Genomic DNA, 23,833 nt, shown 5'->3' on the forward strand with positions numbered 1-23,833 from the left:
CCCCTATATACCGCCATATCCGCACGACCGTACCCAGGAGAGGAGCGCCCCTGTGGCCGCTTCCCAAACGAAGCGGCGGCGCAAAGCCCGCCGAAGGGCAGACATGTCCCTGCTCGGCGGCATACGTCCGCCGATCGCCATGCTGTCCGCCCTGCTGCTCCTCCTGGCCGGTCTCACCGCCCTGAGCCTGGGCAGCGTCCGAAAGGACCAACTGTCCGAAGCCGTGCTGACCTCCCAGCAGTACTTCGCGGAGGACGGCGCGATCGGCTTGCGCGCGTCGCTGGACGAGAGCGTCACCGACCTCAACCGGACCGCCACCCTCTTCTCGGCGGGTGACCCGGTTGCTCCCGACGCCGTCCTCGACAAGATCGGAAGCGCCTACCAGAAATGGCGCGGCACCGCGCTCGTCGAAATCAACTCGGGCCGGCTGCTCGCCGCTCGCGGCGAGAACCTCCCGCTCCCCGCCATCGACCTTTCCAAGCTGTCGGAGGAGGGCGGCCTCACACCCCGGATGATCCGCCTGGAGAACGGCGAGACCCGGCTGCTGACCCTCGCCCTGCTCTCCTGGCCGGGCCAGCCGCAGCAACTCCTGGTCGCCTCCAGCAGCCTGCGCTTCCCGGGTATCAGCCTCGGCGACTTCCGGGCCATCGCGGTCGTGGACTCCCAAGGCCGAATCCTCAGCAGCGACGGTATCCCCGAACCCGAGCAGGTCCTCACCGACCTTCAGCGCGAGGATGTCAAGCGGGACACCAAGCAGCTCAAGTCCTTCGCGAAAACGGCAGCGAAGAAGGCCAAGAGGCATCCGCTGACGACCAAGGAGCCAGGCTCCGGAGGCTTCCGCGGCGTGAGCGGCAGCCTGCTGGGCGGCGAGTTCGCGGGTGACCGCGCCGCCGCCGGCTATGCGACCCTCGCCGGCCCCGAGGCCGGTGTCGGCACGACTGCCACCAGCCTCGGCCTCACCGTCGTCGCCATGGTCAACGTCGCCGAGGACACCCGGCCGGCGACCGACGCCGTCGTCGGCCTCATCGCGGCCGGCGCCCTGCTGCTCATCGGCGGCTTGGTGATCCTCCTGCTCGTCACCACCGTCCAGCGGCCACTGCTCGCGCTCTTCCTGGAGAGCCGACGGCTGACCCGCGGTGACCTGCACCGGCCCGTGAGGGTCCCGCGCAGCGGTGAGGGTGCTCGGATCGGCCTGGCGCTGGAGCGCCTGCGCCGCCAACTGCTCGACCAGCCCGACCCGGGTCCGGACGGCATCGCCGCCGGAGGCAAGCTGCGCAAGGTCGGGGTCCGCACCCTCGTCGCACTGTCCCTGGTCCTGCTGATCGGCTGGTGCCTGCCGCTCGGGCTGATGCTCAACCGAGCCGGCGAAGACGTCGTCGTGCCCCAGCAGATCGTCAACGACCAGCGCGAGCGCACCGACACCGTGAACGACCGGGTCCGCCGCGCGCTGAACGAAGGGCACGCCGACCTGCTGTCGGTCGCCTCACTGATGAACGACCGCACCACCCCGCAGCACATGACCGTCGTGCTGGAGCGCACGCTGCAAGAGCACCTGCGCTACCAGACGCTGTACGTCCTCGACGCGAACGGCAAGGTACTCGCCAGGGCCGGCTCGGAACCGAAGGCGCCCGCCGGCAAGGGCCCCAGCCGGGAACCGATCACCCTGGCCACCGGAGGCAAGGAGCCGCTCCTCGTCGCCACCGCCGCGACCTCCGGCCGCAAGGGCGCCGCGGTCGTCGGCGAGTTCCGCGTCGACTTCCTCAACTCGCTGCTCAAGCGGCCCGGCCTGGGCGAGATCCGGGTCGTCGACGCAGAACACCGGGTGATCGCCTCCAACAGCGGATATCAGGCCTTCGAGAAGCTCGGGAACGAGCGGCTCGGCGCGCTGGTCGACGGTGCCTCCCTCAAGGTGGGCATGGCCCCCCGCCCGGCCGGCGTCCTCTACCGCGACCGCGGCTCGCCGACCATCGCCGCCGCGACCCCGTTCGTAGGCGGTGGCGCCGCCAAGAAGATGAACTGGACCGTGGTCAGCTGGCAGCCGGCCAAGGGGCTCGCCATCCCCGAGTACAGCCTGCAGAACCGTACGGTGCTGGCCGGCCTGCTCGGCCTGACGGCCGCCGTGGCCTGCCTCGGATGGCTCCACCTCATCGTGGTCCGGGCCCTGCGCGAGCTCGCGCAGCGCGCCGAAGCCCTGGCGGACGGCGACCGCCGTACCGTCCTCTACCCGCGCCACCACGACGAGGTCGGCGCCGTCACCCGCAGCCTGGAAGTCATCAGGCAGCAGCTCCAGGAGCTGCGCAAGCGGGAAGCGGCTCGCACCACCGACCGGCCCGAACGGGCCGCCCCGGCCGGAAGGAACTGACCGGCTGCGCTCTTCCTCCACACCGTGCCGGTGATGCCGGTCCCGGCAGGCTTGGGCCTCCCGGGGCCGGGGGAGGATCCGGGGGCGCCGCCCTCGAAGGGGCGGGGCCGGCCGCCCCGGCCGGAAGGAACTGACCGGCTGCGCTCTTCCTCCACACCGTGCCGGTGATGCCGGTCCCGGCAGGCTTGGGCCTCCCGGGGCCGGGGGAGGATCCGGGGGCGCCGCCCTCGAAGGGGCGGGGCCGGCGTCGGAGCGACGGAGACGGGGCACATGGGGGAGACCGGGCTGGCCGCGGCCGCCGAGCGAGCGGTGGCCGAAAGCGCCCCGATGGTGAAGCTGCTGCGCACCCTGACGTCCGACCTGGCGAAGGAGCTCGCCCCACCGGAGCGTGCCGGAGAGGACTCCTCAGGGCTGCTGGCCGAGGAACGCGCGGTGCGGGAGCGTGCCGTGGCCGCCGTACAGGAGCTGGCCGTGTCCCGGCTGGAATCCATGGACACCTTCAACGTCGTCCTCTTCGGCCGCACCAACTGCGGCAAGAGCACCCTCGTCGAGGCACTCACCGCAGGCAGCGGCTTACGGATCTCCACCGGCGACATCGACTACACCACGACGGTGGACGTCGCCGCGTGGCAGGGCTTGCGGGTGTACGACACCCCGGGCACCAACGGCTGGCGGGCCGACGGCGCGAACCAGGGCCTGGAGGAGGCCGCCCGCCGCGCCGTCCTGGCCGCCGACGTGGTCCTGCTCTGCTTCGACACCCTGCACCAGCTCGAGGGCGAGTTCGCCAAGGTTGCCGCATGGGTGCTGGCTTACGGAAAGCCCGCCATCGCGGTACTCAACGTCCGGAACCGCTACTGGCGGGACCCCGCACAGGTCCCCTCCGGGGACCGGCGCTCCCAGTTGTCCGTCAAGGTGGCCGAACACGCCTCCAACATCCGTGAGCACCTCGGTGTGCACGGCCTCGCCCGAGTCCCCTTGGTCGCGATCAGTGCCCAGCGGGCCGTCGCCGCGCGGGGCGCGGAGGACTACCAGGGGCCCGACCGGGACACCATCGCGCTCCTGCGTGACCTCAGCGACGAGCTGGTGCGGCGCGGCGGCTGTGAACTCCCGTACCGGGACGGCCGCGAGCTGCTCCTCGCCTGGTCCAACTTACCGGCGCTGGAGACCCTGCTCGTGGCGGCGGTCACCGAAGGGGCCCAGGACCTGCGGCTCGGGGCCCTCACCGGCCGGCTCACCGGGGCGCTCACCGAGGTCGCCGGGGAACTGACCCGCGTCCTGACCCGTCCGGTCGTCTCCTACGGCGAGCAGTACGAGGAGGGCATCGAGGAACTGCTGACCGCCCTCGGCCGCCCACCGGCACCCCGCCCAGCCACAGCGGAAGCCGCACGGGAGGCCCCAGCGGAAGCCGGAGCCGGAGCCGAAGCCGGAGCCGGAGCCGAAGCCGGAGCCGAAGCCGGCCGGAACACCGAGTTCAGGGCTCTCGGTACGGCGCTCCGCGAGCTGGAACGGCTGCGCGGCAGCCGCTTCGAGGCGACCTCCACCGGTGAGGTGCGCGCCTATCTGAAACACCGGCTGGCCGCCCGGATCGCCCCGCTCCGCACGGAGGCGGAGAACCGGGCCGAGGAACTGGTGGAGAGCGGATTCCGCGACCGCAGGGAGATATCCGACGAGGAGTTCTCCCGGACCGTGATGTCCGTCAAGACGGTCACCGACGCCGTGGACGCCGTCGTGGCGCAGTTCGAGACCCATCTGCTCGCCCGCCTCTCGCTGACCGCCGCCCAGGCACGCGCCAACCTGAAGGCGGTGGCCGCCCCCACCGTCCGGGTGGCCGGCGACGCCGGGAGCGGCATGCGCCGCATGGGATTCTGGTCCGGCGGTGTCAGTGCCGCCGGCGGCATCCTCGGCCCCGCCCTGACCGCGGCCGTCGTGTTCCACTTCTGGAACCCGGTCGGCTGGGTGGCGGCCGGCGTGGCGGTCGCCAACTCCCTGGCGTACGTGGGCGGACGGCTGCTCAGCCGCTTCGGCCTGGGCCGGGCGGCCCGGCAGCGCGAGGCCGCCCGGATCGAGAGCCGGCAGGAGGTGCGCCGCGCGGTCCGCGCGTACTTCGCAGACATCGAAGCCAACGTGCTGGCGCAGGGCGAGCAACGCGTCCACGACACGCTCCTGCGTGCGGCGCCTCCCCTGGTCACCGAAGCCCTGGCCCTGCGCCGGATCGCGGCCGACGCGGCCCGGGACTCCGAACGCCTCCTCCACGCGGCCGCGGGGCTGCCGCAGACCCGCGAACCGGCCGGAGTGCTGCGCGATGCCATGGGCCGGATCGAGCGCGAACGCGACGTCGCCGACGCACCGGACCGGTACTGGCTGGGATCCTCATGGTGCGGCGACCCGTACAACCTGGCCGAACCCGCCTCCGAGGAACCCGCCGGCGGCCGCTCCCGCTCCACGCCCCGCTTCACCGAGAGCCTCTTCATGCGGCTGCGCTCCGCCTTCTCGGCCCGCTCCCTGGTCCCGGCTCCCGGCAGCGGACGACAGTGGCTGGGACTGCTGCACCGGGAACTCGACGGGACTCCCGAAGCCGTGACGCTCCTCGGGGAACTGGACGCACTCGCCGCGGATCCCAGGCCCCGTGTCGTCGTCGCCGGGGCGACGAACTCCGGCAAGTCCGCCTTCGTCCGACGGCTGCTGGTCGAGTCCGGGCTGCCGGTGTCCGACGCACTGCGCAGCGCTCCCGGCCCGGTCACCACGACCGCCGCACCCTACGAGTGGGAGGGCATGCTCCTCGTCGACACACCGGGGTTCCAGAGCGGCATCGAACCGCATACGGCCGCGGCGGTCGCCGCACTCGCCGACGCGGCCACCGTGTTCTACCTCGTAGGCCCGGATCTCGTCACCGGCGACCGGGCCGACCTGGCGCTGCTGCTGTGCGGAAACCCGGAGGAGGGCCGCGCGGCCAAGGCCGACCGGGTCGTCTTCGTCATCAACAAGATCGACCAACTGGCCCCCGACCCCCGCCTCGGCCGGGTGTTCCGGACGATGGTCGAAGGACGGGAATCCGCCCTGCGCCTCTACCTCGACCGCTTCGCCTCCAGCGGCCCGAAGGGCCCCCGTACGGCCAAGGGCGCCGCTCGCCGGGGGAGCCCCGGCCATCAGATCGTCTCCATGGCCGCCGCCCCCGGAGAGCTCCGCTACGACACCGCGCGCGACCACGACGCCTTCCGCGACTGGGACGGCTTCCGGGACTTCGCCGCGCAGATCCGCGGACTCCGCACGGACCTGAAGCGCAACGCCGTCGACGTCACCGTGCTGCACGGCGGCCTTGCCCGCCTCGCGGACCTGGCGGACGCCGAGCGGCGGCGGGCGGCGCGGCTCGAGCAGCGCATCGCCCGGCTCGGTGAGCTGGCCGAGGATGCCGCGGGCGGTGCGCGCACGGGCCGGGACCTCGTCGCCGCGGCGGTGCAGGACGCCCGGCAGTCGGCTCGGGAGTTCACCGCCGGACTCGTGGACGCGGCCCTGGCTCCCGGACTGGACCGTCCCACCCGAAAGACACGTGGCGCCCGGCTCGACCACTGGTCCGCCGAACCGGAGTTCACCGCCCTCTGGCACGAGACCCGCGCCGAGGCGGTCGCGCGGGCGGAGGAGTGGCTCGCCGACGTCCGTGCCGCCCTGCGGCGGCGGCTGACGTCGAAGCGCTTCGTCCTCGCCTTTCCCGAAGGGCTGCCGACGACCGACACCGCCGTCCTCGACACGATCACGCCGGACGGCACGGACACCGATGCCCTGCTGCGCGACACCGCCGTCGCCGCCGGCAGCATGGCGAAGCTGAATCCGGACGACCTGTCCGCCTTCGGTGAGCACCTCGGCGTGCTGATCGACCACGACCAGGCAGTGGCGATCCTGGACGGCCTGGCAGCGGGCAGCGGCTTTCTGAAGATCTTGAACTCCATCAGCAACATCGCCAAGCTCATGTCGGTGACCGAGGAGGAGCAGCAGGCCGAGGCGGCCCGCAAGGCACTGCTCGCGGCCGTAGGCGACTCCGCCGACACGTGGGCGACGGGCGTGCGCGGCGGGCTCGCCCCGGTCGAGGCGATCTGCGGCCGCCTCGACGCCCTGGCCATGCGCTACACCGATCGTCAGAACGCCGCGCTGGACGAACTCGGCGGCGTACGAGAACGCCTGCGGGTGTACGCGGCGGCGGCCGACGGGGCCACCGCCAGGCTCGGGATACCCGCCCTGCCGGCACAGCGCCGAAGCAACTCCGTCCCCACCCCCACCCTGTACCCCTCCCACCGGAAGGGCTTGTGATGACCGAGCCGGACACACCGCCGGGGCACCGGTACGACGACACCGAGGCCGGGCGCGGGCCCGACGCGGAAGCCGGCGGCGACTGGATCACGCGGATCCGCTCGGCGTACCGGGCGGCCGTCGGTGACACCGCCGGCGACCTCGCGGACGCCGTGTGGGCGCAGGCAGCAGGGCGGACCGAGCCCACGGTGGTGCTCTTCGGCACCCAGAACTCGGGCAAGACCACCCTGCTGCGCCGCCTGCTGGTCGAGGACGGGGCGGACGTTCCCTCCTGGGCCGTGGTGAGCGCGCGCAAGGAGACCTATCAGAACGCCGAGGCGTGGTCGGCCCGGCTGCGCTACGTGGACACCCCGGGCCTCGGTGCGGGAGACAGCAGCCACGACGAACGGGCCGCCCAGGCCGTGCTGACGGCCGACGCCGTTCTGCTCGTGCTCGACCAGGTGCCCGGCGGAACGTCCGAGGGCGACCTGCTCGCCCTGGTCAGTGGCAGGTTCGTGGACCCCGCCCGGCCGCACCCCTTCCCTCCCGGAGCCCTGCTGCTGGCCCTGACGAAGAGCGATGACCGCGGCCGTATCCCCGGAACCCCCGGCTTCGGCGAACTGGCCGCGACGCTCCGCGTGTCCGTACGGGACAAGCTCCGCGCCGTCCGCAGCCCCGAGCCCCTGCCTCCCATCCACTTCATCACCGCGGACCCCGGCGGCATGACTTCCGACCTGCGAACGGATCAGCTCAGAAAGGCCCACTACGCGACCTCGCGCGACTGGGACGGCATCGCCGGGCTCTGCGACGACCTCGCGGGGCTCGCGGTCCGCACGCCGGAACTGCGCGCGGCCGCCGGAGTCCGCTACTGGAGCGCCTGCTCCCGCCACGCGATCGACGAGACGCGGCGCGGGCTCGACGAACTCGGCGCGGTGATCGAAGGCGGCGAACTCCGCAGGCAGGACTACGTCCTGCTGGAGAGCGAGTTGGAGGCACTCCGGGGCGACGCCGTCGCGGAACTGCGCGCACTGATGGGCGAACGGCTGCGCACCCTGGCCGAAGTCCTCCCCACCGACGTGACCGACGAGACGCTGAGCACCACCGCTCTCGAGCGGATCGCGCAGATCGCACGCGCGTGGGACGGTAGATGGACGACGGCGCTCCGCCGCCTCGGCCAGCGGGTCGAGCAGGCCCACGAGACCGCGCGCTCCCAGCCGGGGAGCCAGGCCTTCCTGGCCTACGCCGACGACGTCGCCGAGATCCTCGCCCGTACGAAGGACGGCCCCGCCCCGGCCGCGGGGGGCAGCGCCGGTCGGGGCGACCAGGCCGTCTGGTTGAACCTCGCGTCGATCAACTCGGCCATCCAGCAGCTGACCGCCCGCACGATCGAACGGGCCCACGACGACGCGCTGCGCACGGCGCACCAGCAGGTGACGGCCTTCCTCGACGCACACCGGGGGGAGGGGGCGACCACCCGGTCCGACCAGTCCGCCGTGTCCGACGGACAGGACGCTGCGGACGGCCGCCCCGGCCCCACGCCGAACCCGGCGGAGCCGGGACAACCGGAGTGGAACGACCAGACCCCGGCCTCCGATTCCGGCAGCGTGCGCACGCTCGACGAGGGCTCCCCGGGCGGGCCCGACACCTCATCGGCGGGAGCGCCCGCGGGGAGCGATCCACCGGCGCCCCCCACCGGCGGGCACGACCACTTCGCGGCCTCCTTGGCGGGACCCGTGACGCAGAGCCTCACGACCCTCTACCAGTTGTGGCGCGTCCACCACAACGAGAAGCAGGACCAGGTCCGGTCCAGCGAACAGGCGGCGCTGCGCCGACGGATCGGGACGCTCGCAGACGAGCTCGCCGCCGTCGCCGAGAGCGACTGGCTGCTCGAGGCCGACGGGCTCGCCCAGACCGTAAAGGCGCAGCAGACGCCCGATGTCCTCCTCGCACCGGTTCGCGCCCGGCACGCCCAACTGGCCGGGGCCACCGGCCAACTGGAGGACCTTCTCGCCCGGGCGCCCCGATGACCCCGGACGACCGGCGGCGTACCACGGCTTCCGCGCCTTCCGCCCCTTCTGCCTCTTCGCGCGCCGATCGCACGGGCGAACCCGGTTCCGATCCGGCGGACCCGCCCGCACCGCCCCGGGTCTTCCTCTGTCATGCCACGGCGGACCGCGCCTTCGCCGAGGGCCTGGGGCGAGGACTCGCAGCGAACGGAGTCGTGACCTGGGCGGATTTCTGGGAGGTCCGGTACGGCGACAGCCTGGGCCGGAAGCTTTACGTCGAAGGGATAGCCGGCGCCGACGCGTTCGTCCTCGTCCACTCACCGCACTGGGCCCACGACCCCTCGCTGGCCGATCAGTTGGACAGCATGACGGTGCGCCGCATCGAGAACGGATGCCGTCTCGTACCCGTGCTGCTGGACGGCGCTCCCGCGCCGGCGCCACTCGCCCACCTGCGCCCCCTCAGGACCGGGCGCTCGGAACAGGACGTCCTGCGGGCGGCTGTGGAGATCGCCCGGACGCTCTACGGGATCGATGACCGGCCCCCGGTCCTCACACCGTCCTGGCTTCACGGCGCCGAAGGGCCCGGGGCGGCGGTCCGTACGCCGCCGGTTCAGGACGAGACCCCGACGCCGCCCCCCTTCCCCGGCCTGTCGGAGGACCACCTCACCCTGTTGCGCCTGCTGCTCCGCCAAGCCCTGGAGGTCGACGAACTGGGCCCGCTGCCCTGGTCGGAGGAGGCTGCTACGGGGACCGGGTTTCCACCGCGGCACGGTGAATGCGAGCGAGCCCTGGGCGCGCTGGAAGCGGCGGGCCTGGCCTCCGTGACCCGCCGCCGCGGCCGGATCCTCTGGTGTGAGCTGACTCCCCAGGGCTATCACCGGGCGGCCCCCTCGGTCGTACCGGACCTGGACGCCGCACGGCGCCGGGTGATCGCGCACCTGGCCGGCCACCGGCCGCAGGACCCCTCCCTTCGTGACACCGACCTGGCCGCGGCGGCCGACGCCCCGCTGCTGGTGGTGCGCCAGCAGCTGGAGGAGCTCGCCGCGGACCGGCGCGTCACGCTGCTCCGGCCCCGCGGAGGACTGCTGCTGACAGGGGTGGACCCGGCACTGCGAGCGTGGCCGACGTGAACCACCGGTCCGGCCGCGGGCCTGCGCAGTAGGGTGATCGCAGGCCGGGGGAGGAGCGGGGCACGATGCACGTAGTCGTCAACCATGTGGGACAGGACCAGAGTTGGGCCGAGTGGATTGCCTGGGAGCTCCGGCGCGCCGGACACCGCGTGCTGTCCGACCCATGGGACTGGTCCACCAAGCTCGTCACCGACCGCCTGGACGCCGGCGCGGGCTCGGACACCGTGGTGGTGCAACTGGTGTCCCCCTCGTACCTGGAGAGCGCATGGACCGCGGAGGAATGGTCCTCCGCGGTCGCAGACGTCGCCCGGCTGGTGCCGGTGCTCGTGGAGCCGGTGGCGAACCACCTGCTGCCGCCGGCCCTGGCGGCACGGCAGATGCTCCCGCTGTACGCCGAAGGGGAACGCGAGGCCGTCCGGTCCCTCCTGGCCGCGATCGACAGCGCCGCCCACCAGGGCCTCCCTCAGAACAACGCGTCGACACAGCCGCACCACGGACCGAACCGCCGGAAACCAGAAAGGAACGAACCGGAAGAATCCGGCGACGGCCCGCAGAAGGAGGACACGGAGCCCATCGAGGCCGGGGCCTCTGCGGGAGTGCCGCCGCGCCACCCGGCCGAGGCGTCCCCCGCGCTGTCCAACCTCGCTCCGGTCGTGAACGCGGACTTCGGACGGGAATCCCTGCTCCAGATGCTGCGCGAGAAACTGCTCATCCGGGGCGGCGCCCCGGTCGACGCCGTGCCGGGGGCCGACGGCATCGGCGCCGAGGAAGTGGCCCTCGAGTACACCCGGCGCTTCCGCTCGCAATACAACCTGGTGTGGCGGGTGCAGGCGACCGATCGGACCTCGCTGCACACCGCGTACGCCGAACTCGCCGACTACCTCAGCGTTCCCTGCGGCGAGAGCGGTGAGAGCGGTGAGAGCGGCGACCGGGCGGCGGATCTCCTCGCCCATCTGGGTCGACGTGACCGCTGGCTCCTCGTCCTGGCAGAGGCGGCGGCGCCCGCGGCGCTCGACGGCCTGCTACCGCCCCGGTCGGGCCATACCCTGATCCTGTCGGCCGATGCCGCATGGACGGAGGTCTACTCCCGACGCCGCGACCAGCCCCCATCGATTCCCGAACCGCCCACGCCCAAGCGGATCCTGGCCGTGGCGACCGAATGGTCCTCCCGGCGCGGCGGTCTGAGCACCTTCAACCGCCGCCTCTGCCGCGGCCTCGCGGCCGCCGGCGCCACGGTGTACTGCCTGGTCCCCACAGCCGACGCAGAAGAACGCGAAGATGCCCGGAGGTCGAAGGTGACCTTGCTGGAGGCGGGGCACGGGCGGGGGCCCGCATGGGCGGGGGAGTGGGCGCTGTTCCGCAAGCCGTCCGAACAACTGCTTCCGCTACGGCCGGACGTGATCATCGGTCACGGCCGGATCACCGGGAGAGCGGCGCAGATCCTGGCCGACGACCACTACCCGGGCGCGGCCCGCGTACACATCCTGCACATGGATCCGGACGATCTCGAATGGCTCAAGGACCACCGCGCGGGGCAGGCGGCCCTGGTCGCCACCGAGCGAAACGGCGTGGAGGTGGACCTCGGCGGCAGCGCCGACCATCCTTTCGCCGTGGGCCGGGTGCTGTGGAACAGGTACGCGGCGGACTTCTCCGACCGGCCCCTGGAAGAGCTGGTACCGGGATTCGACGGGCCCGAGTCGGTACTCCACTCCCCGGCGCCCACCGCGTCCGAACCGCGTCTTCCGCCGAAGGGAAGCCCCCGCGTGCTGGTCCTCGGACGGACCGAGGACGTCAAGGTCAAGGGGCTGGACACGGCTTCGGAGGCGCTGTGGCTGCTGGTGGAGCGGTGCGAGGGTCTCGCGGACACCCGGCTCATCGTCAGAGGGGCTTCCGCGGACGGGGACGCGGCGGACCGGCTCAGGGAACGGCTGGGCCCGGACGACTCCCCGGGCCGGCACCTCGTGATCAGGCCGTTCAGTGCGGACGCCCGAGAGCGAGCCAAGGACCTGAGCCGGGCGAGTCTCCTGGTGCTGCCCTCACGGGCGGAGGCGTTCGGCCTGTCCGCCGCCGAGGCCATCGCCGCCGGTACTCCCACCCTGGTGAGCAGTACGAGCGGAGTCGCCGCGCTGCTGACGGAGGTCCTGGGCGTGCGGCGTGCCGCCGACTTCGTCGTGCGCACCCGTGACGACGGCGAGGACGCCGCCCGATGGAGCGAGGCCATGGAGGCCATGCTGAGCGACCGACCGGAGGCATTCCGGCGCGCCGCGGAGCTTCGGGCGATCCTCCAGGAGGCCTACTCGTGGAGCGGGACGGCAGCCAAGCTCCTGGCCGCACTGGCCTGACCGGCCGCCCCACGCCGTGGCGTACGAGTGCAGGCCGACCACGGTCGCGGTCGCTCCGAGGGCGTCGTGGAGGCGGCACTGTCCCGGGGGCTCGAGGCGGAACGGGCGAACACCCCACGGGCCGGGCCGACGGAGCATACGATTCCGGCACGAGCCGCGCCCTGGGGGGAACCGTGGATCCATTGCACGCGCAGGACGCGGCCGCCCCCATCAGGGTGGCCGCGGTCGACGACCATCCCATCGTCCTGGTCGGCCTGCGCGCGTCGTTGGCCGACACCACGCCCGACATCGCCCTGGTGGCGATCGCGGAGGACGTGGACTCCCTCCTCGCCCAGGAGGACGGAGCGACCGCTTCCGTCGTCCTGCTCGACCTGCGGCTGCGCGACGACAGCGATATCGGCGAGAACGTGCGACGGATCCGGGCCACCGGCGCCCGCGTGCTCGCCTACACCACCGAGCAACGGCCCGCCCTGATCCGCAGGGCGCTCGACGCGGGCGCCCTGGGGCTGGTCCTCAAGGAGGATCCGCAGACCAGACTCGCCGAGGCCGTCCGCGCCGCACACGCCGGCGAGGCGTACGTGTCCAGCCGGCTCGCCCACCAGATCGTCACCGACCCGCGCGGAGGCATCCGGCTCTCCCGGCAACAGCACCGGGTGCTGGAGCTGATAGCGCGGGGCCTGCCCCACGGACAGATTGCCAAGCTCCTCCACATCACCGAGGACACCGTCCGCACGCACCGCAAGCGGGCCATCGAGGCCTACACGGACGCCGGCGACGGTCTCCTGGGGACGAACACCGAGATCGTCTGGCGGGCCGTCGCCGACGGTCACATCGACATCGGCCCGGAGCGGCCCGACACCCCGGGGCGATGACCGGGACCTCCTACCGGGACGGCGTCGAAGCCGGGCTCTCCCGGTCCGTGGCCGCCGTCTCGGCCCTGTTCGCCCTCAACTGGGCGACGGTCCCGCTCTCGGGCGACCGGCCGCCGCCCGGCGTGACGGCGGTGGCGGTCACCTTCGTCGCCCTGAGCCTGCACCTCGTGGTCCGGGGCGTACGGGTCCGGTTGAACGGGGCCGACGCCCTGGCGGCCCTCGCCGTCGCCGTCGTCGCGCACCCCGTCATCGTCCTCGCCGGCGGATCGCCGTACGTCGTGATCGGGCAGCGCTGCATGCTGACCGTGCCCGCCGTGCTCCTGGCCACCGGGTTCCTGCCCCGGACCGCGGGGCGCTTCGCCTGCCTCGTCGCCCTCGCCGCCCAACTCGGCACCAGCTGGCCCGCCGACGGTCCGGCCGCAGCCGCGGAGGGCATCTGGCCGCCACTGGCGACAGCGGTGGCCGGTACGGTCCTCGCCCCGCTCATGCGCGCCGCCGGCCACGGCGCCGACCGCGCCGAGCGCCGGGCCGCCGCGGCCCGTGCCGATGCCGCACGGGCCGCCGCCCGGCGCGAGGCCCACCGGGACTTCCAGGGGATGCTGCACGACGAGGTCAGCGCCGCCCTGCGCGCCATCGGCCAACCGGGGATCGCGGTCGACCGTGTCCGGGAGGCGGCGCGCGGCGCCGTGGCGGCCATCGCCGGCGCCCGGACCACGCCCGGCGAGGGGGGCCGCACCGATGTGGCCGCCCTGATCCGCTCCCTCACGCCGCCGCAGGGGATCGGGGCGAGCATCGTGGCCGACGGCGTCGCCGCCGTCCCGTACGAGGTGGCGACGGCCACGATCGGCGCCGCCCGGGAGGCCCTGCGCAACGTGGCCGACCACGCCCGTGCCCGGACCGTACGGGTGGACCTGACGGTCCGGGAGCGCGGCACGGGCTTCGTCCTGTGCGTCACCGACGACGGCACCGGCTTCGTCAGGGAGGAGCTGAGGGGGTCGTCCGTAGGCGTGCGCCGCTCGATGATGCGGCGCATGGAGGCCGTGGGCGGACGCGCGGAGGTCCACAGCACACCGGGACGCGGAACGGCCGTACGCCTGGAGTGGCCGGCACCCGCCGGGGTGGAACGGCAGCGGGCCCGGACGGCGAAGCCGGCCCGGCCGGTCCCCGAGAAGGTGGAGCGGATGAACGCCGCCATCGGCGACGTCCGGCGCCCGCTGGCCGCCGTCTGCCTGCCCTTCCTCCTGGTCATGGGCGTCATCGCGGTGATCCACACCCGGCACGTCCCCGGTGCGCTCTGGCTGACGGCCTGGTACGCGGTCCTCGCCGCGATCACCGTGGCCCTGCTGCTGAGGGCACGGAGCGGGATAGGCGCTGGCGCCGCCTGGGCGGCCTGCGCGTTCGCCGTCGCGGGAGCGCTCGGGAGCTTCCTCGTGCTGCCTCTGGCCGGCCTCGCCGACTACACCTCCTGGCCGATAGGCGCCGTGACGCCGCTGCTGACGCTGCTCGTGATCGTGCGGCCCGCAAGGGAGGCGTTGGCGGCCATGGCCCTGGAACAGGCGGGCGTATGTCTCCTCGTGCTGGGCGGCCCGCCGATCGCCCCCACCTTCGGCGGGACGGTCGCCCTGACCCTCCCCGCCCTGTCGGCCCCGGCCCTCGGCGTGTTCATGGGCCTGGCGATCGGCCGTACGGTCGCCCGCCTCGGCGGGGTGACCACGCGTGCCAACGCGGACCGCGCCGCGGCCCTCGCGGGCGAGGCCGTCCGCGACGCCCGCGCGACCCTGCACCGCCGACGCCTCGCCGACCTGGGAGAGGAGATCCTGCCCTTCCTCGACGCCACCGCCACCGGACTGCGCTCGCCGCGGGACCCCGAGGTCCGCGACACGGCCCGTCTGCTCGGCTACGCCGTCCGGGACGAGATCCACATCCCGGGGGTCCTCGACCGCCCGGCCCGCGACCTGTTGAGCGCGGCGCGCACCGCGGGCTGCGTCGTCACGATCCAGTCGGACGCGGACGACCCGCACCCGCCCGCCCTGCTGCGCCTGTTGCTGACCACCGCCCTGGGGACCGGGCCCACCCCGCGGGAGCTGATCCTCAGTGTGACGGCCTCGGCGGACACCGTCGACGCCGCCTTGGTGGTACTGCCCGGGGACCGGCGGCGGGCCGGCGCCCTGCGCGAGGCGGTCGCCGGCATCAGCGCGGTCGTGGAGGACGCCGCGGAGTCCACCTGGGTCGAGGCCCGCGTCCGCACGGCCTGAACCGGAGCCGGGGCGGGGCGTTGTCGGGGCGCTGTCCCCATCGATGGGGACAGCCACGAGGGGGTCCGGGCCGGGACCATCGAGGAGCGCCGAGAGGCCGGGGAGCAGCCCCGGAGCCCGTTCCCCGGCGCACCTCACCAGGGAGACACCGTGAAGAGGCTCGTCCACACGTTCCGCAAGGAACTGAAAGCGGCGTCGGGTCGGTCCGACGCCCTCACCCCGGCCGAACAGGAGGCGCTGATACGGGGGTACGACGCGGCCCTCGACGCGGAGCGCCCGCCCCGGCTGGTCCTCATCGGGGAATCCGGCGTCGGCAAGTCGACCACCGTCAACGCCCTCTTCAACGCGGGCCAGCCGGTCGGACACACCCAGGCGACCACCGACCACGCCTACGCCGTCCAGGTGGAGGAGGTCAGCGGGCGGCGCGGCGTGCTGGAGGTGGTCGACATGCCGGGCATCGGCGACGATCTGGCCAACTACCCTCGCTACCTGGACCTCTACCTGCGGGTCCTGCCGACGGCCGACGCGATCGTCTGGGTGCACGCGGCCGAGGACCGCAGCGTCCACCTCGTCCAGCAAGCGCTCCTGGACCTCCTCGGCCAGAGCGCCCCGGACCTGTCCGAGCGCCTCGTGCTCGCCCTGAACAAGGCCGACGAGATCGATCCGCACGACTGGAACCGCAGCGCCAACCTGCCGTCCGCACGCCAGTTGGAGGCCCTGCGGGAACGGGCCGCCGACTTCACCGAGAAGATCGTCCGGGTCCTGCCCGCCTGGCAGGGCGGGGCGGTGACGTACTCGGCGCGCCAGCACTACAACTTGACGGCGCTCTTCAAGGAGATGATGCAAGCGGTCCCGCAGCAGCGGCGCTGGGTGCTGGAGCGGCGGATGGACCTCGCGGACTTCACGTCCAAGGTGGACCGGAAGCTGTTGAAGGCCGCCTCGGCCCGCATGCTCGCCGAAGTCCGGCCCCAGGCCGCCGTCGAGGCCGCGCAGGCCGTGCAGGCCGCCCCCGCCACCGGCGCCCGCCTCTCCGAGGCGTTCGCGGCGCTGCCGGAGGCGAAGTGGCGCGAACTGTGCCAGGACCGGGCCCTGTTCCTGGAATTCACGCGGCGCGTGGAGCAGGAGAGCGGCCGATGAACACGGAACCCGCGGGCGCCGAGGTGGACGTCGACGAACTGCTCGAACGCGTGTGGGCCGCGATGAGCGAGAACGAGGAGAACATGAGCGAGATCGTCCGGCTCTCGGACGTCTCCTTCCGCCTGTGGGTCGACAGCCTGGCCCAGCGCCTCTCGGCGGCCCTGGGTCTCGCCCTGTCAACGGTCCACGCGTTCTTCGCCGACGTCGGCTCGATCGCGCGGCGCGCGAGCCACACCTTCGCCGACGCCTACCACGACGGTTACCGCAGGTCGCGCAAGGTGCCGCCGCCCGGCGACCGGCCGCGAAGGGCACGCGCATGACGTGGGTGGAGTTCCCGTTCCCCGCTTGTCCGGCCTGCTCCCGCGCGTGGAGTGCGAGCAGGCACCGGGACTGCCCGGCCGGGGACCGGGTCGGCGGGACGCTGGACGTCGACCCGAACGCCGCGCGGGTGCGGTGCGCGGCTTGCCGGGGGACCTGGAGCGTGTGGGAGACGCGGTTCCACTGCGGTTGCGGACGTCGCTTCGAGGCGGCCGAGGTGGAGGCCGCCCTGCGGGAGATCATCCGGGTGGCCTCCCTGCTGGTGGAGATCCTGGTCCAGCAGGGCCGCGACCTCGCCGAGATCCGCCGGGCGGGCGAGGCGTCCTTCCGCTCGTGGCTCGGACACCTCACCGAAGCGCTCGCGGGCACGCTCGGAGCGGCGGCGGGACGCGTCGTCGGCAGCCTGGTGCGGACCCTGTTCTGAGCCCCGGCCCCAGTGGGGGACCGGCGCTTCCGGACCGGGCCGGCAAAAGCCCGCCCGGTCCGGAAGGACGGCTCAGGCCGCGACCGGCAGGTCGACGGCCGGGAAGTCGACCTCGGTGCGGGCCACGGAGTCCGGCGGGACGAGCATGACGATTTCCGGCGCCCGTACCACTGCGCCCTGCTGGACGCCCCGATCGGTGACCCGGAACTGCGGGTGGACTGCGCCGTGAGGATCCTGGCGCACTGGCCGTTCGTCAGATCTCCATGTCCCACGAGACGTGATCATGAACGAACAAGATCCACTTTCGCAATTGACCCTCAGCTGGTGTTCCGGGGCGGATGCAGGCGACTGAAGCCCTCCTGCAGGGTGTGGAGGGTGACGGTGCCTCCGCCGAGCATCTCGGCCTTCTGGCGGAGCTGGTTTACGACCACCGGGCTCGGCCGGCCGTACACGTCGATGGATCTCATGCGGATGAGTGCACCGAATTCGCGGAACTTCGGTCCGCCGAGCTCCATGTGGAACTCCATCGACGCCGAATCAGGATGGACGGCCACCACGGTCATCGTGGACTCGGAGTCATCGATGTAGAAGTGGTAGGCGATCAGCTGCGGCTCGCGCGCCTCGACGAACGCGGCCAGGTCGCGCATCCCGTTCTTGACCTGTGCGATTTTGCCCTCGCGGATGTCCGAGTGGTCAACGTAGTAGCTTATGACCTGCCCCACCAGGACCGGCCCTGCGGCCGGCTCATGTCGGTCACCTTCGCCACGCCACCGGCGCTCGACGGGTCGCTGTGGGGCTCCAGCTCTGTCAACTGGGCGCGCCACGGCCCGTCCGCCATCTCCAGCTGCACGATGACCGGACCCTCGGGCAGGGGCACGGTCTCCCGCCGCTTGCCGATCTCGTTGACGACGTTCTCCCCCTCCGGAAGCTCGGCGGGGTCGTCGTGCCCCGCCAGTTCATAGAGGTAGACGATGAGGTTGTCGCTGCCTCGGTAGCGCAGGACGAGGTCGGCCGTTCCGCCCGTGTGCAGCAGGACGTCGGGGCCGCCGCCCTCCAGCTCCTCCTCGGTCAGGTGCGTCGCCGCGGCCATCGGCAGCACGCGGAGCTGCCAGGTGCCTTCCGCCTCCAGCTTGAGCCGCAGCCGCCCGTTCCCGGGAACCTGGGTGAGCACCCGGCCCCGGAAGTTCTTCTCACAGCTGCTGATGAGGTTGTCGCCCTCCTTGTTGAACCGGGTGAGGGGCCACAGGCCCGTGTATCCGTCGCCCCGGATCGCGAGTTCGACGACGACCGGCCCGGGCGGCAGCCCGTTCACCGTGATCACGTCGTTGTCCCGCCCGCTCTTCGTGTACGGCTCGAAGGCGCCACCGAACAACCAGTGCGTCGCGGGCATCTCCGGCGCGGTCTGCGGAACCGCCGCGACCGTGGCCATCGGGACCGGCGCCGGGACCTGGTACGGAGCGGGAGCGGGCGCCTGGTACGGAGCAGGAGCAGGAACCTGGTACGTAGCCGGAGCGGGCATCGGTACCTGAACGGGAGCCTGGGACGGCACCTGAGCAGGAGCATATGCAGGACTCTGGAACGGAGCCGGAGCCGGAACCTGGAACGGCACCGGGGTCCCGACCGGCCCCGTCGGGGCCATGGGCGCCATCGGCGCCGGCGCAGCAGCCGCCGCCGCCGGCGCGTCCGCCACGTTCACGCCGTGGTCCGCCACCAACCCCGCGAGGCCGTTCAGGTAGCCCTGGCCCACCGCACGGAACTTCCAGCCCCCGGACCGCCGGTACAGCTCCGCGAGCACCATCGCCGTCTCACCGCCGGCGTCGGTCACGTCGTACCGCGCGACCGACGTGCCGTCCGGCGCGAACGCGTCCACGGACAGCCCCGGCACGTCCCGCATCGTGCCGCTCTCCGTCGACCCGACGACGACGACGCGGACGATTTCCGCCTCGATCGAGGTGAGCGCGGCCTCCAGCCACGCCGTCCCGTTCTCGTCCCCGAGCAGCCGCACGGCGCCCGACGGATGGACCGGCGCACCGTGGAACACGATGTCCGTGTCCCCCCGGACCCGGCCCTGCTCCGTCAGCAACAGAGCCGCCACGTCCAGCCCGTTCCGCACGGCGAACCGCAGCGGCACGGTCGGAACGAAGGCATTGCCCCCCTTGATCATGGCCCCTCCCCCTGAATCGATCATTCGATGATCTTCGGCCCTCGAGGTCCGTGCGGCAAGGCGCGCGTCCCGCGCGCCGAGCCCGCTGCCCCGTCGGCCGAAATCATCCCTTGCGTATCACGAGTAACGGCCTTTAAGGTCACCGGACTTGAGGAACGGGAGGGGAACCATGGAGAGCAACGAAGCACCAGAGGACGACACCCGGGCCAAGCCGGAGATCAAGAAGGTGGCCGTCCGCGACGAGGCCAGGAAGCGCGACCGGCTCACCATCGACAAGCGACCGGCGTCCTGACCGGGCGGGAGTCGGCGCCCGGCGTGGCACCGCGGACGCCGGGGGCCGACGCCCCGTACCGGGCTGCCGAGGGAGTGGCCGGCCGGCGGCCGGCCGACCAGAAGCCGGATCCCGGCCCGGCAGGGAGGATCGCATGCGCGTTCATCTGGTGACCATGCCCTGGCAGCCGATCGACCTGCCCTCGCTCCAGATCGGCCTGCTCCACTCCCTGCTGACCCGTACGCGGCCCTCCGACGAGGTCCGCGAGTTCCACGGCTCGCTGCGCTGGGCGCAATTCCTGCTGGAGCGGACGGACGGACTGCTGCGCCCGGCCGACCACGCCGAGGTCGGCAGCGACTCGATCTTCGACGGGCTCGGCGACTGGGTCTTCTCGGGTGTGCTCTACGCGGACCCCGACTGGGGCGTCGCGCGGCTCGGCGCGTACGCCGAGCGACGCGGGATCCCGGTGGACAAGGCGCGTGCCATGCGCGTCCACGCGGCGGAGTTCGTCTCCCGCAGCGCCTCGGAGATCCTCGCGGAGGACCCGGAGGTCGTCGGGTTCACCAGCACGTTCATGCAGAACGTGTCCTCGCTCGCGCTCGCCGCCGAGCTCAAGCGCCGCCGTCCCGGCCTCACCGTGGTCTTCGGCGGCAGCAACTGCGACGGGCCGATGGGCCACGCCCTGCACCGCAACCACCCCTTCGTCGACCACGTGGTGCGCGGGGAGGGCGAGTACGCGTTCCCCGCCCTGCTGGCCCATCTGGACGCCGGGACCCCGCCCGTCGACGTACCGGGCTTGTGCTGGTGGGACGGTGGGGCCTCGCGGGCTAACGACGAGTCGCGCCGTACCGTGGCCCCGCGTGACATCGCCTCGCCCGACTACGACGTCTGGCAGGCGGAGCTCGACGCCTCCCCGGTGGCCGAGTACGTCCGTCCGAAACTGGTCGTGGAAGGCGCTCGCGGCTGCTGGTGGGGCGAGAAGCACCATTGCACGTTCTGCGGTCTCAACGGCTCGGCCATGGCGTTCCGCGCCAAGCCCGGCGAGCAGTTGTGGGCCGAGGTCGACCGGCTCGTCCGGCGGCACCGGATCCTCGACGTCGTCACGGTCGACAACATCATCGACATGGCGTACTTCACGGACTTCCTGCCACTCGCCGCCGACAGCGGCTGGGACCTCCTGATGCACTACGAGGTCAAGTCCAACCTCACCACGGACCAGCTGGCGCTGCTGGCCCGCTCGGGCGCGGTGCACATCCAGCCGGGGATCGAGAGCCTCAACAACCGCGTCCTCGGCCTCATGGACAAGGGCGTCACCGGCTCCCGCAACGTCCGCACGCTCCGGGAATGCGCCGACCAGTCGCTCACGTGCACGTGGAACTACCTGTACGGGTTCCCGGGCGAGACGGCGGACGACTACGACGCGGTCGTCGACCAGTTCCCCGCCCTCGTCCACCTGCAGCCACCGGGCGGCGCGTTCCGCATCCAACTGGAGCGGTTCAGCCCGCACTTCGCCGATCCCGCCCTCGGCTTCGCCGAACGGAGCCCTGCCGAGATGTACGGCCACGTGTACGACCTCCCCGAGGAGGAACTGGCCGATCTGGTCTACCTCTTCGACACACCGCCCCGCGGGATCGGCGGGAGCACGGAGGAGCGGCTCACACGGGCCGCCGAGAACTGGCGGGCCGGCCACGCCGGTTCGACGCTGCTGATGGAATCCGGCGCGGACGGTGAGCTGCTGGTGCACGACCGGCGGCGCGGATGGCCGCCCCGCACGCACCGGCTGAACGGCTGGGAGGCCGCCGCGTTCCTGCACCTCGGACACGGCCGCTCCGAGCGCGCCCTGCACCGGCTCCTCACCGAGGAGGGGCATCCGGTCACCCCGGGGCGGCTCACGGAGTGGCTCGGCGAGAACGTCTCCCTCGGCCTGCTGTTCTTCGACGGGCGGTCGTACGTGTCCCTGCCGCTGCGGAACGCCCCAGTTCGCGCCGTCACCGCCGAGGCCGAGGCCGAGTCGGTGGCCATATGACCGGCGGGACCGGCGGGCAGGTCGTCGTGGACGAGCCGCTGCCGCTGGGCACGGGCGGACGCGGCACGGCGGACGCCGTGCGTTTCCTGCGCGACTGCCAGAGCCAAGCCCTCGCGGTGCACTGGGTCCCGGACACCGACGCCCTGCCCTTCGACACCGGCCTGCTGCACCACCTCCCGCCACCGGCTCCCCGGCCCGCCTCCCCGGGCGGGCCCGACGGGTCCGACGAGGTGGCCGCGTGGAGGTCCCGGTACGCGTACGGCCTGCTCTACCATCGCCGCGGGCCCGATTTCGTGACGGTCATGGACCGCAGGGATCCATTGGCCGCAGCCCGGTTCACCATCGACCAGCCCGCGCTTCTCGCCGCGTTCCTCGCCGTGCAGGAAACCACGGCCCTCGACGAGCTCGACGCGGCGCACCGCGAGGCCGTGTCCCTGCTGGCGGACGAACGTCTCGTCCTGGTCACGCAGGGGTGGGCGGTGGCACTGCCGCCGCGCCTGCGCCGCTGGCCCGTTCCCTGCACGAGCATCTGACCCGTGGCCTCGTCGCCGACCCGGCCCTCGTCAACGGCCGCCGACACCGGGTCCACGCCGTGGGGCGTGCTGCGTCGCCACCGCCCGTTCCTTCTGCTCTGCGGCGAGCAGGCGGCCAGCTCCATCGGACGGCAGATCACCGCACTGGCGCTGGCGCTCCTGGCCGTGACCCGGCTGGACGCCGGCCCGTTCGGGGCGTCGGCGCTGCTGGCCCTGACCTATCTCCCCGGCGCCCTGCTCAGCCCGCTCGCCGGCGTGCTCGCCGACCGCGCCCGACTGCGCAGCCTGGCCGTCACGCTCACCTCGCTGCAGGTGGTGGTCGTCGGCTCGGTCCCGATCGCCGCGGCGCTCGGGAGCCTCGGCCTGCCGCACCTGTACACGGTGGCCGCCCTGTCGGGCACGCTGACCTGGACGCTCTCGGTGGCGCTGCAGGCGGCGCTGCCTCGCGTCGTCCGGCCCGAGCAGCTGCTGGCCGGAAACTCGGCCCTGACCGGCGCCCGCACGATGGGCCAGATCGGCGGGCCCGCCCTGGGCGGCGTCCTCGTCGGCTTCGCGGGGGCTGCCCCGGCCCTGCTGGCGGGCAGCGCCGCTTACGCCGTAGAGGCCGTGCTGCTGTTCGCGCTGCCCGCATCGCTGAACAGACCGGCCGAGCCCACGGCGAGCCGGGGCCCCCGGCTCGCCGCGCTCCGCGAGGGGCTCGCGGTGGTCCGGGCGGAGCCGGTGCTGCGCAGGCAGGTGCTCGCGGGCGCCGGGTTCAACCTGGGCAGCGGCGCCGCGGACGCGCTCTTCGTCGTCTACGCCACCCGGGAACTCCTCCTTTCTCCCTGGCAGTTGGGGCTCGTCTACGCTTCGTTCAGCGTGGCCACCGTCGCCGGAGTCCTCCTCGCGGGCCGGTTCGGGACGTCCGTCGAGCTGTACCGGGCGACACGGATCTGCGCGGTGGTGGCAGCCCTCGCGATCTTCCTCGTTCCGGCGGCGTCGCTGGCCCTCGCCTTCCCGGCGCTGATCGCGTACCAACTGCTCTTCGGAGTCACGGCGACGGTGTGGGCGATCTCGATGACGACCACCCAGCAACTGATCGCCCCGCCCCACCTCCAGGGCCGCGTCGCCGGGTTCGCCCAGGCGGCGCTCCTGACGACCGTCCCGGTCGGGGCCCTGTCCGGAGGCGCGCTGGCCGCCTGGCTCGGCAACGTCCCCGTCCTGACCGCCGCCGCGACCACGGCCCTGCTGGCAGCGTCCTGCTTCTGGCTGCCCCACCGCGGCGAGAACAAGCTGACCCGGTAGCGCTGGTAGGTGGCAGACGTGCGGACGTGCGGTGCGCACCATGGTCGATTGGCGGGTCGGGCGGGTCGGGCGCACCCTGAGGCCATGGGCGGACAGGAACCCCCGCCCGGACCACCTGCGGCGCCGCCTCCACCGGCCGGCCCACCGCAGTGGGGGCCGGTGCCCGCCCCGCCACCGCAGCGACGGGGAATCCCGTGGAAGAGCGTGCTGACCCACTCCGCCGCAGCCGTCGCCGGGCTCGTGCTCGGTGCGGGCAGCAGGCCGTCGTGACGATCACGTCCACCGACAAGGCGTTTCAGACCAACGGATGCCAGACCTGGAACAAGGCCGGCTAGGGCTATTCCGTGAGCGTGGTCGCGGACAGCCAAAGCGCGTCAGCTGCTCGGGTTCCTCCACAGATGTCGCTCGTCCAGGGTCCCCGGAGGCAG

Annotated in this window: 18 protein-coding genes; 15 read left to right on the forward strand and 3 right to left on the reverse strand. The window is 72.9% G+C overall.

Features of this window, described 5'->3' with window-relative positions:
• Nucleotides 1–103: 103 nt before the first annotated feature.
• The 10 genes from AC3IYI_RS38360 (at nt 104) to AC3IYI_RS38405 (ending at nt 17,127) form a co-directional block, all read left to right on the forward strand.
• Nucleotides 104–2,362 carry a cache domain-containing protein gene (locus AC3IYI_RS38360; RefSeq protein ID WP_489411818.1) on the forward strand — a complete coding sequence of 753 codons (2,259 nt, stop codon included), beginning with the start codon at nt 104–106 and terminating at the stop codon, nt 2,360–2,362.
• 270 nt (nt 2,363–2,632) lie between these two features.
• Nucleotides 2,633–6,664, forward strand: coding sequence for a GTPase (locus AC3IYI_RS38365; RefSeq protein ID WP_489408046.1), 4,032 nt, complete (start codon nt 2,633–2,635; stop codon nt 6,662–6,664).
• Nucleotides 6,664–8,670 carry a GTPase gene (locus AC3IYI_RS38370; RefSeq protein ID WP_489408047.1) on the forward strand — a complete coding sequence of 669 codons (2,007 nt, stop codon included), beginning with the start codon at nt 6,664–6,666 and terminating at the stop codon, nt 8,668–8,670. The genes AC3IYI_RS38365 and AC3IYI_RS38370 overlap by 1 nt, the downstream gene beginning before the upstream one ends.
• Nucleotides 8,667–9,779 carry a toll/interleukin-1 receptor domain-containing protein gene (locus tag AC3IYI_RS38375; protein ID WP_489408048.1) on the forward strand — a complete coding sequence of 371 codons (1,113 nt, stop codon included), beginning with the start codon at nt 8,667–8,669 and terminating at the stop codon, nt 9,777–9,779. Before AC3IYI_RS38370 ends, AC3IYI_RS38375 begins: the two co-directional genes overlap by 4 nt.
• A 65-nt stretch (nt 9,780–9,844) precedes the next feature.
• A complete protein-coding gene (locus AC3IYI_RS38380) occupies nt 9,845–12,121 on the forward strand; it encodes a TIR domain-containing protein (RefSeq protein ID WP_489408049.1) in 2,277 nt (758 codons plus the stop codon).
• A 173-nt stretch (nt 12,122–12,294) separates the two neighbouring features.
• Nucleotides 12,295–12,993 (forward strand): response regulator transcription factor, encoded by a 699-nt coding sequence (locus tag AC3IYI_RS38385; protein ID WP_489408050.1) that lies wholly within the window; start codon nt 12,295–12,297, stop codon nt 12,991–12,993.
• Nucleotides 12,990–15,248, forward strand: a complete 2,259-nt coding sequence (locus AC3IYI_RS38390; protein ID WP_489408051.1) for a sensor histidine kinase — start codon at nt 12,990–12,992, stop codon at nt 15,246–15,248. The genes AC3IYI_RS38385 and AC3IYI_RS38390 overlap by 4 nt, the downstream gene beginning before the upstream one ends.
• Before the next feature lie 150 nt (nt 15,249–15,398).
• Nucleotides 15,399–16,385 (forward strand): GTPase family protein, encoded by a 987-nt coding sequence (locus AC3IYI_RS38395; RefSeq protein WP_489408052.1) that lies wholly within the window; start codon nt 15,399–15,401, stop codon nt 16,383–16,385.
• Nucleotides 16,382–16,705, forward strand: a complete 324-nt coding sequence (locus AC3IYI_RS38400; RefSeq protein WP_489408053.1) for a hypothetical protein — start codon at nt 16,382–16,384, stop codon at nt 16,703–16,705. Before AC3IYI_RS38395 ends, AC3IYI_RS38400 begins: the two co-directional genes overlap by 4 nt.
• Complete coding sequence (locus AC3IYI_RS38405) at nt 16,702–17,127, forward strand: hypothetical protein (protein WP_489408054.1); 426 nt, start codon at nt 16,702–16,704, stop codon at nt 17,125–17,127. Before AC3IYI_RS38400 ends, AC3IYI_RS38405 begins: the two co-directional genes overlap by 4 nt.
• Before the next feature lie 72 nt (nt 17,128–17,199).
• Here AC3IYI_RS38405 and AC3IYI_RS38410 read toward each other — a convergent pair whose 3' ends face one another.
• The 3 genes from AC3IYI_RS38410 to AC3IYI_RS38420 form a co-directional block, all read right to left on the reverse strand.
• A complete protein-coding gene (locus AC3IYI_RS38410; RefSeq protein WP_489408055.1) occupies nt 17,200–17,370 on the reverse strand; it encodes a hypothetical protein in 171 nt (56 codons plus the stop codon).
• Nucleotides 17,371–17,444: 74 nt separating this feature from the next.
• The gene (locus AC3IYI_RS38415) at nt 17,445–17,849 is read right to left on the reverse strand and encodes a hypothetical protein (protein WP_489408056.1); all 405 of its coding nucleotides are present in this window, start codon (nt 17,847–17,849) and stop codon (nt 17,445–17,447) included.
• Entirely contained in the window at nt 17,834–19,291 is a 1,458-nt protein-coding gene (locus AC3IYI_RS38420) for a TerD family protein (protein ID WP_489408057.1), read from the reverse strand. Before AC3IYI_RS38420 ends, AC3IYI_RS38415 begins: the two co-directional genes overlap by 16 nt.
• 169 nt (nt 19,292–19,460) lie before the next feature.
• On the opposite strand from AC3IYI_RS38420, the gene AC3IYI_RS38425 reads away from it, so the two are divergent.
• From AC3IYI_RS38425 to AC3IYI_RS38445, 5 genes are all read left to right on the forward strand, one after another.
• Nucleotides 19,461–19,583 (forward strand): hypothetical protein, encoded by a 123-nt coding sequence (locus AC3IYI_RS38425; RefSeq protein WP_489408058.1) that lies wholly within the window; start codon nt 19,461–19,463, stop codon nt 19,581–19,583.
• Nucleotides 19,584–19,716: 133 nt separating this feature from the next.
• Nucleotides 19,717–21,588, forward strand: coding sequence for a RiPP maturation radical SAM C-methyltransferase (locus tag AC3IYI_RS38430; protein WP_489408059.1), 1,872 nt, complete (start codon nt 19,717–19,719; stop codon nt 21,586–21,588).
• The gene (locus AC3IYI_RS38435) at nt 21,585–22,121 is read left to right on the forward strand and encodes a DUF5825 family protein (protein ID WP_489408060.1); all 537 of its coding nucleotides are present in this window, start codon (nt 21,585–21,587) and stop codon (nt 22,119–22,121) included. Before AC3IYI_RS38430 ends, AC3IYI_RS38435 begins: the two co-directional genes overlap by 4 nt.
• A 3-nt stretch (nt 22,122–22,124) precedes the next feature.
• The gene (locus AC3IYI_RS38440; protein ID WP_489408061.1) at nt 22,125–23,405 is read left to right on the forward strand and encodes an MFS transporter; all 1,281 of its coding nucleotides are present in this window, start codon (nt 22,125–22,127) and stop codon (nt 23,403–23,405) included.
• 266 nt (nt 23,406–23,671) lie between these two features.
• Nucleotides 23,672–23,740 carry a hypothetical protein gene (locus AC3IYI_RS38445; RefSeq protein ID WP_489411819.1) on the forward strand — a complete coding sequence of 23 codons (69 nt, stop codon included), beginning with the start codon at nt 23,672–23,674 and terminating at the stop codon, nt 23,738–23,740.
• Nucleotides 23,741–23,833 lie beyond the last annotated feature (93 nt).

This window comes from Streptomyces sp. GL_148, assembly GCF_057834205.1.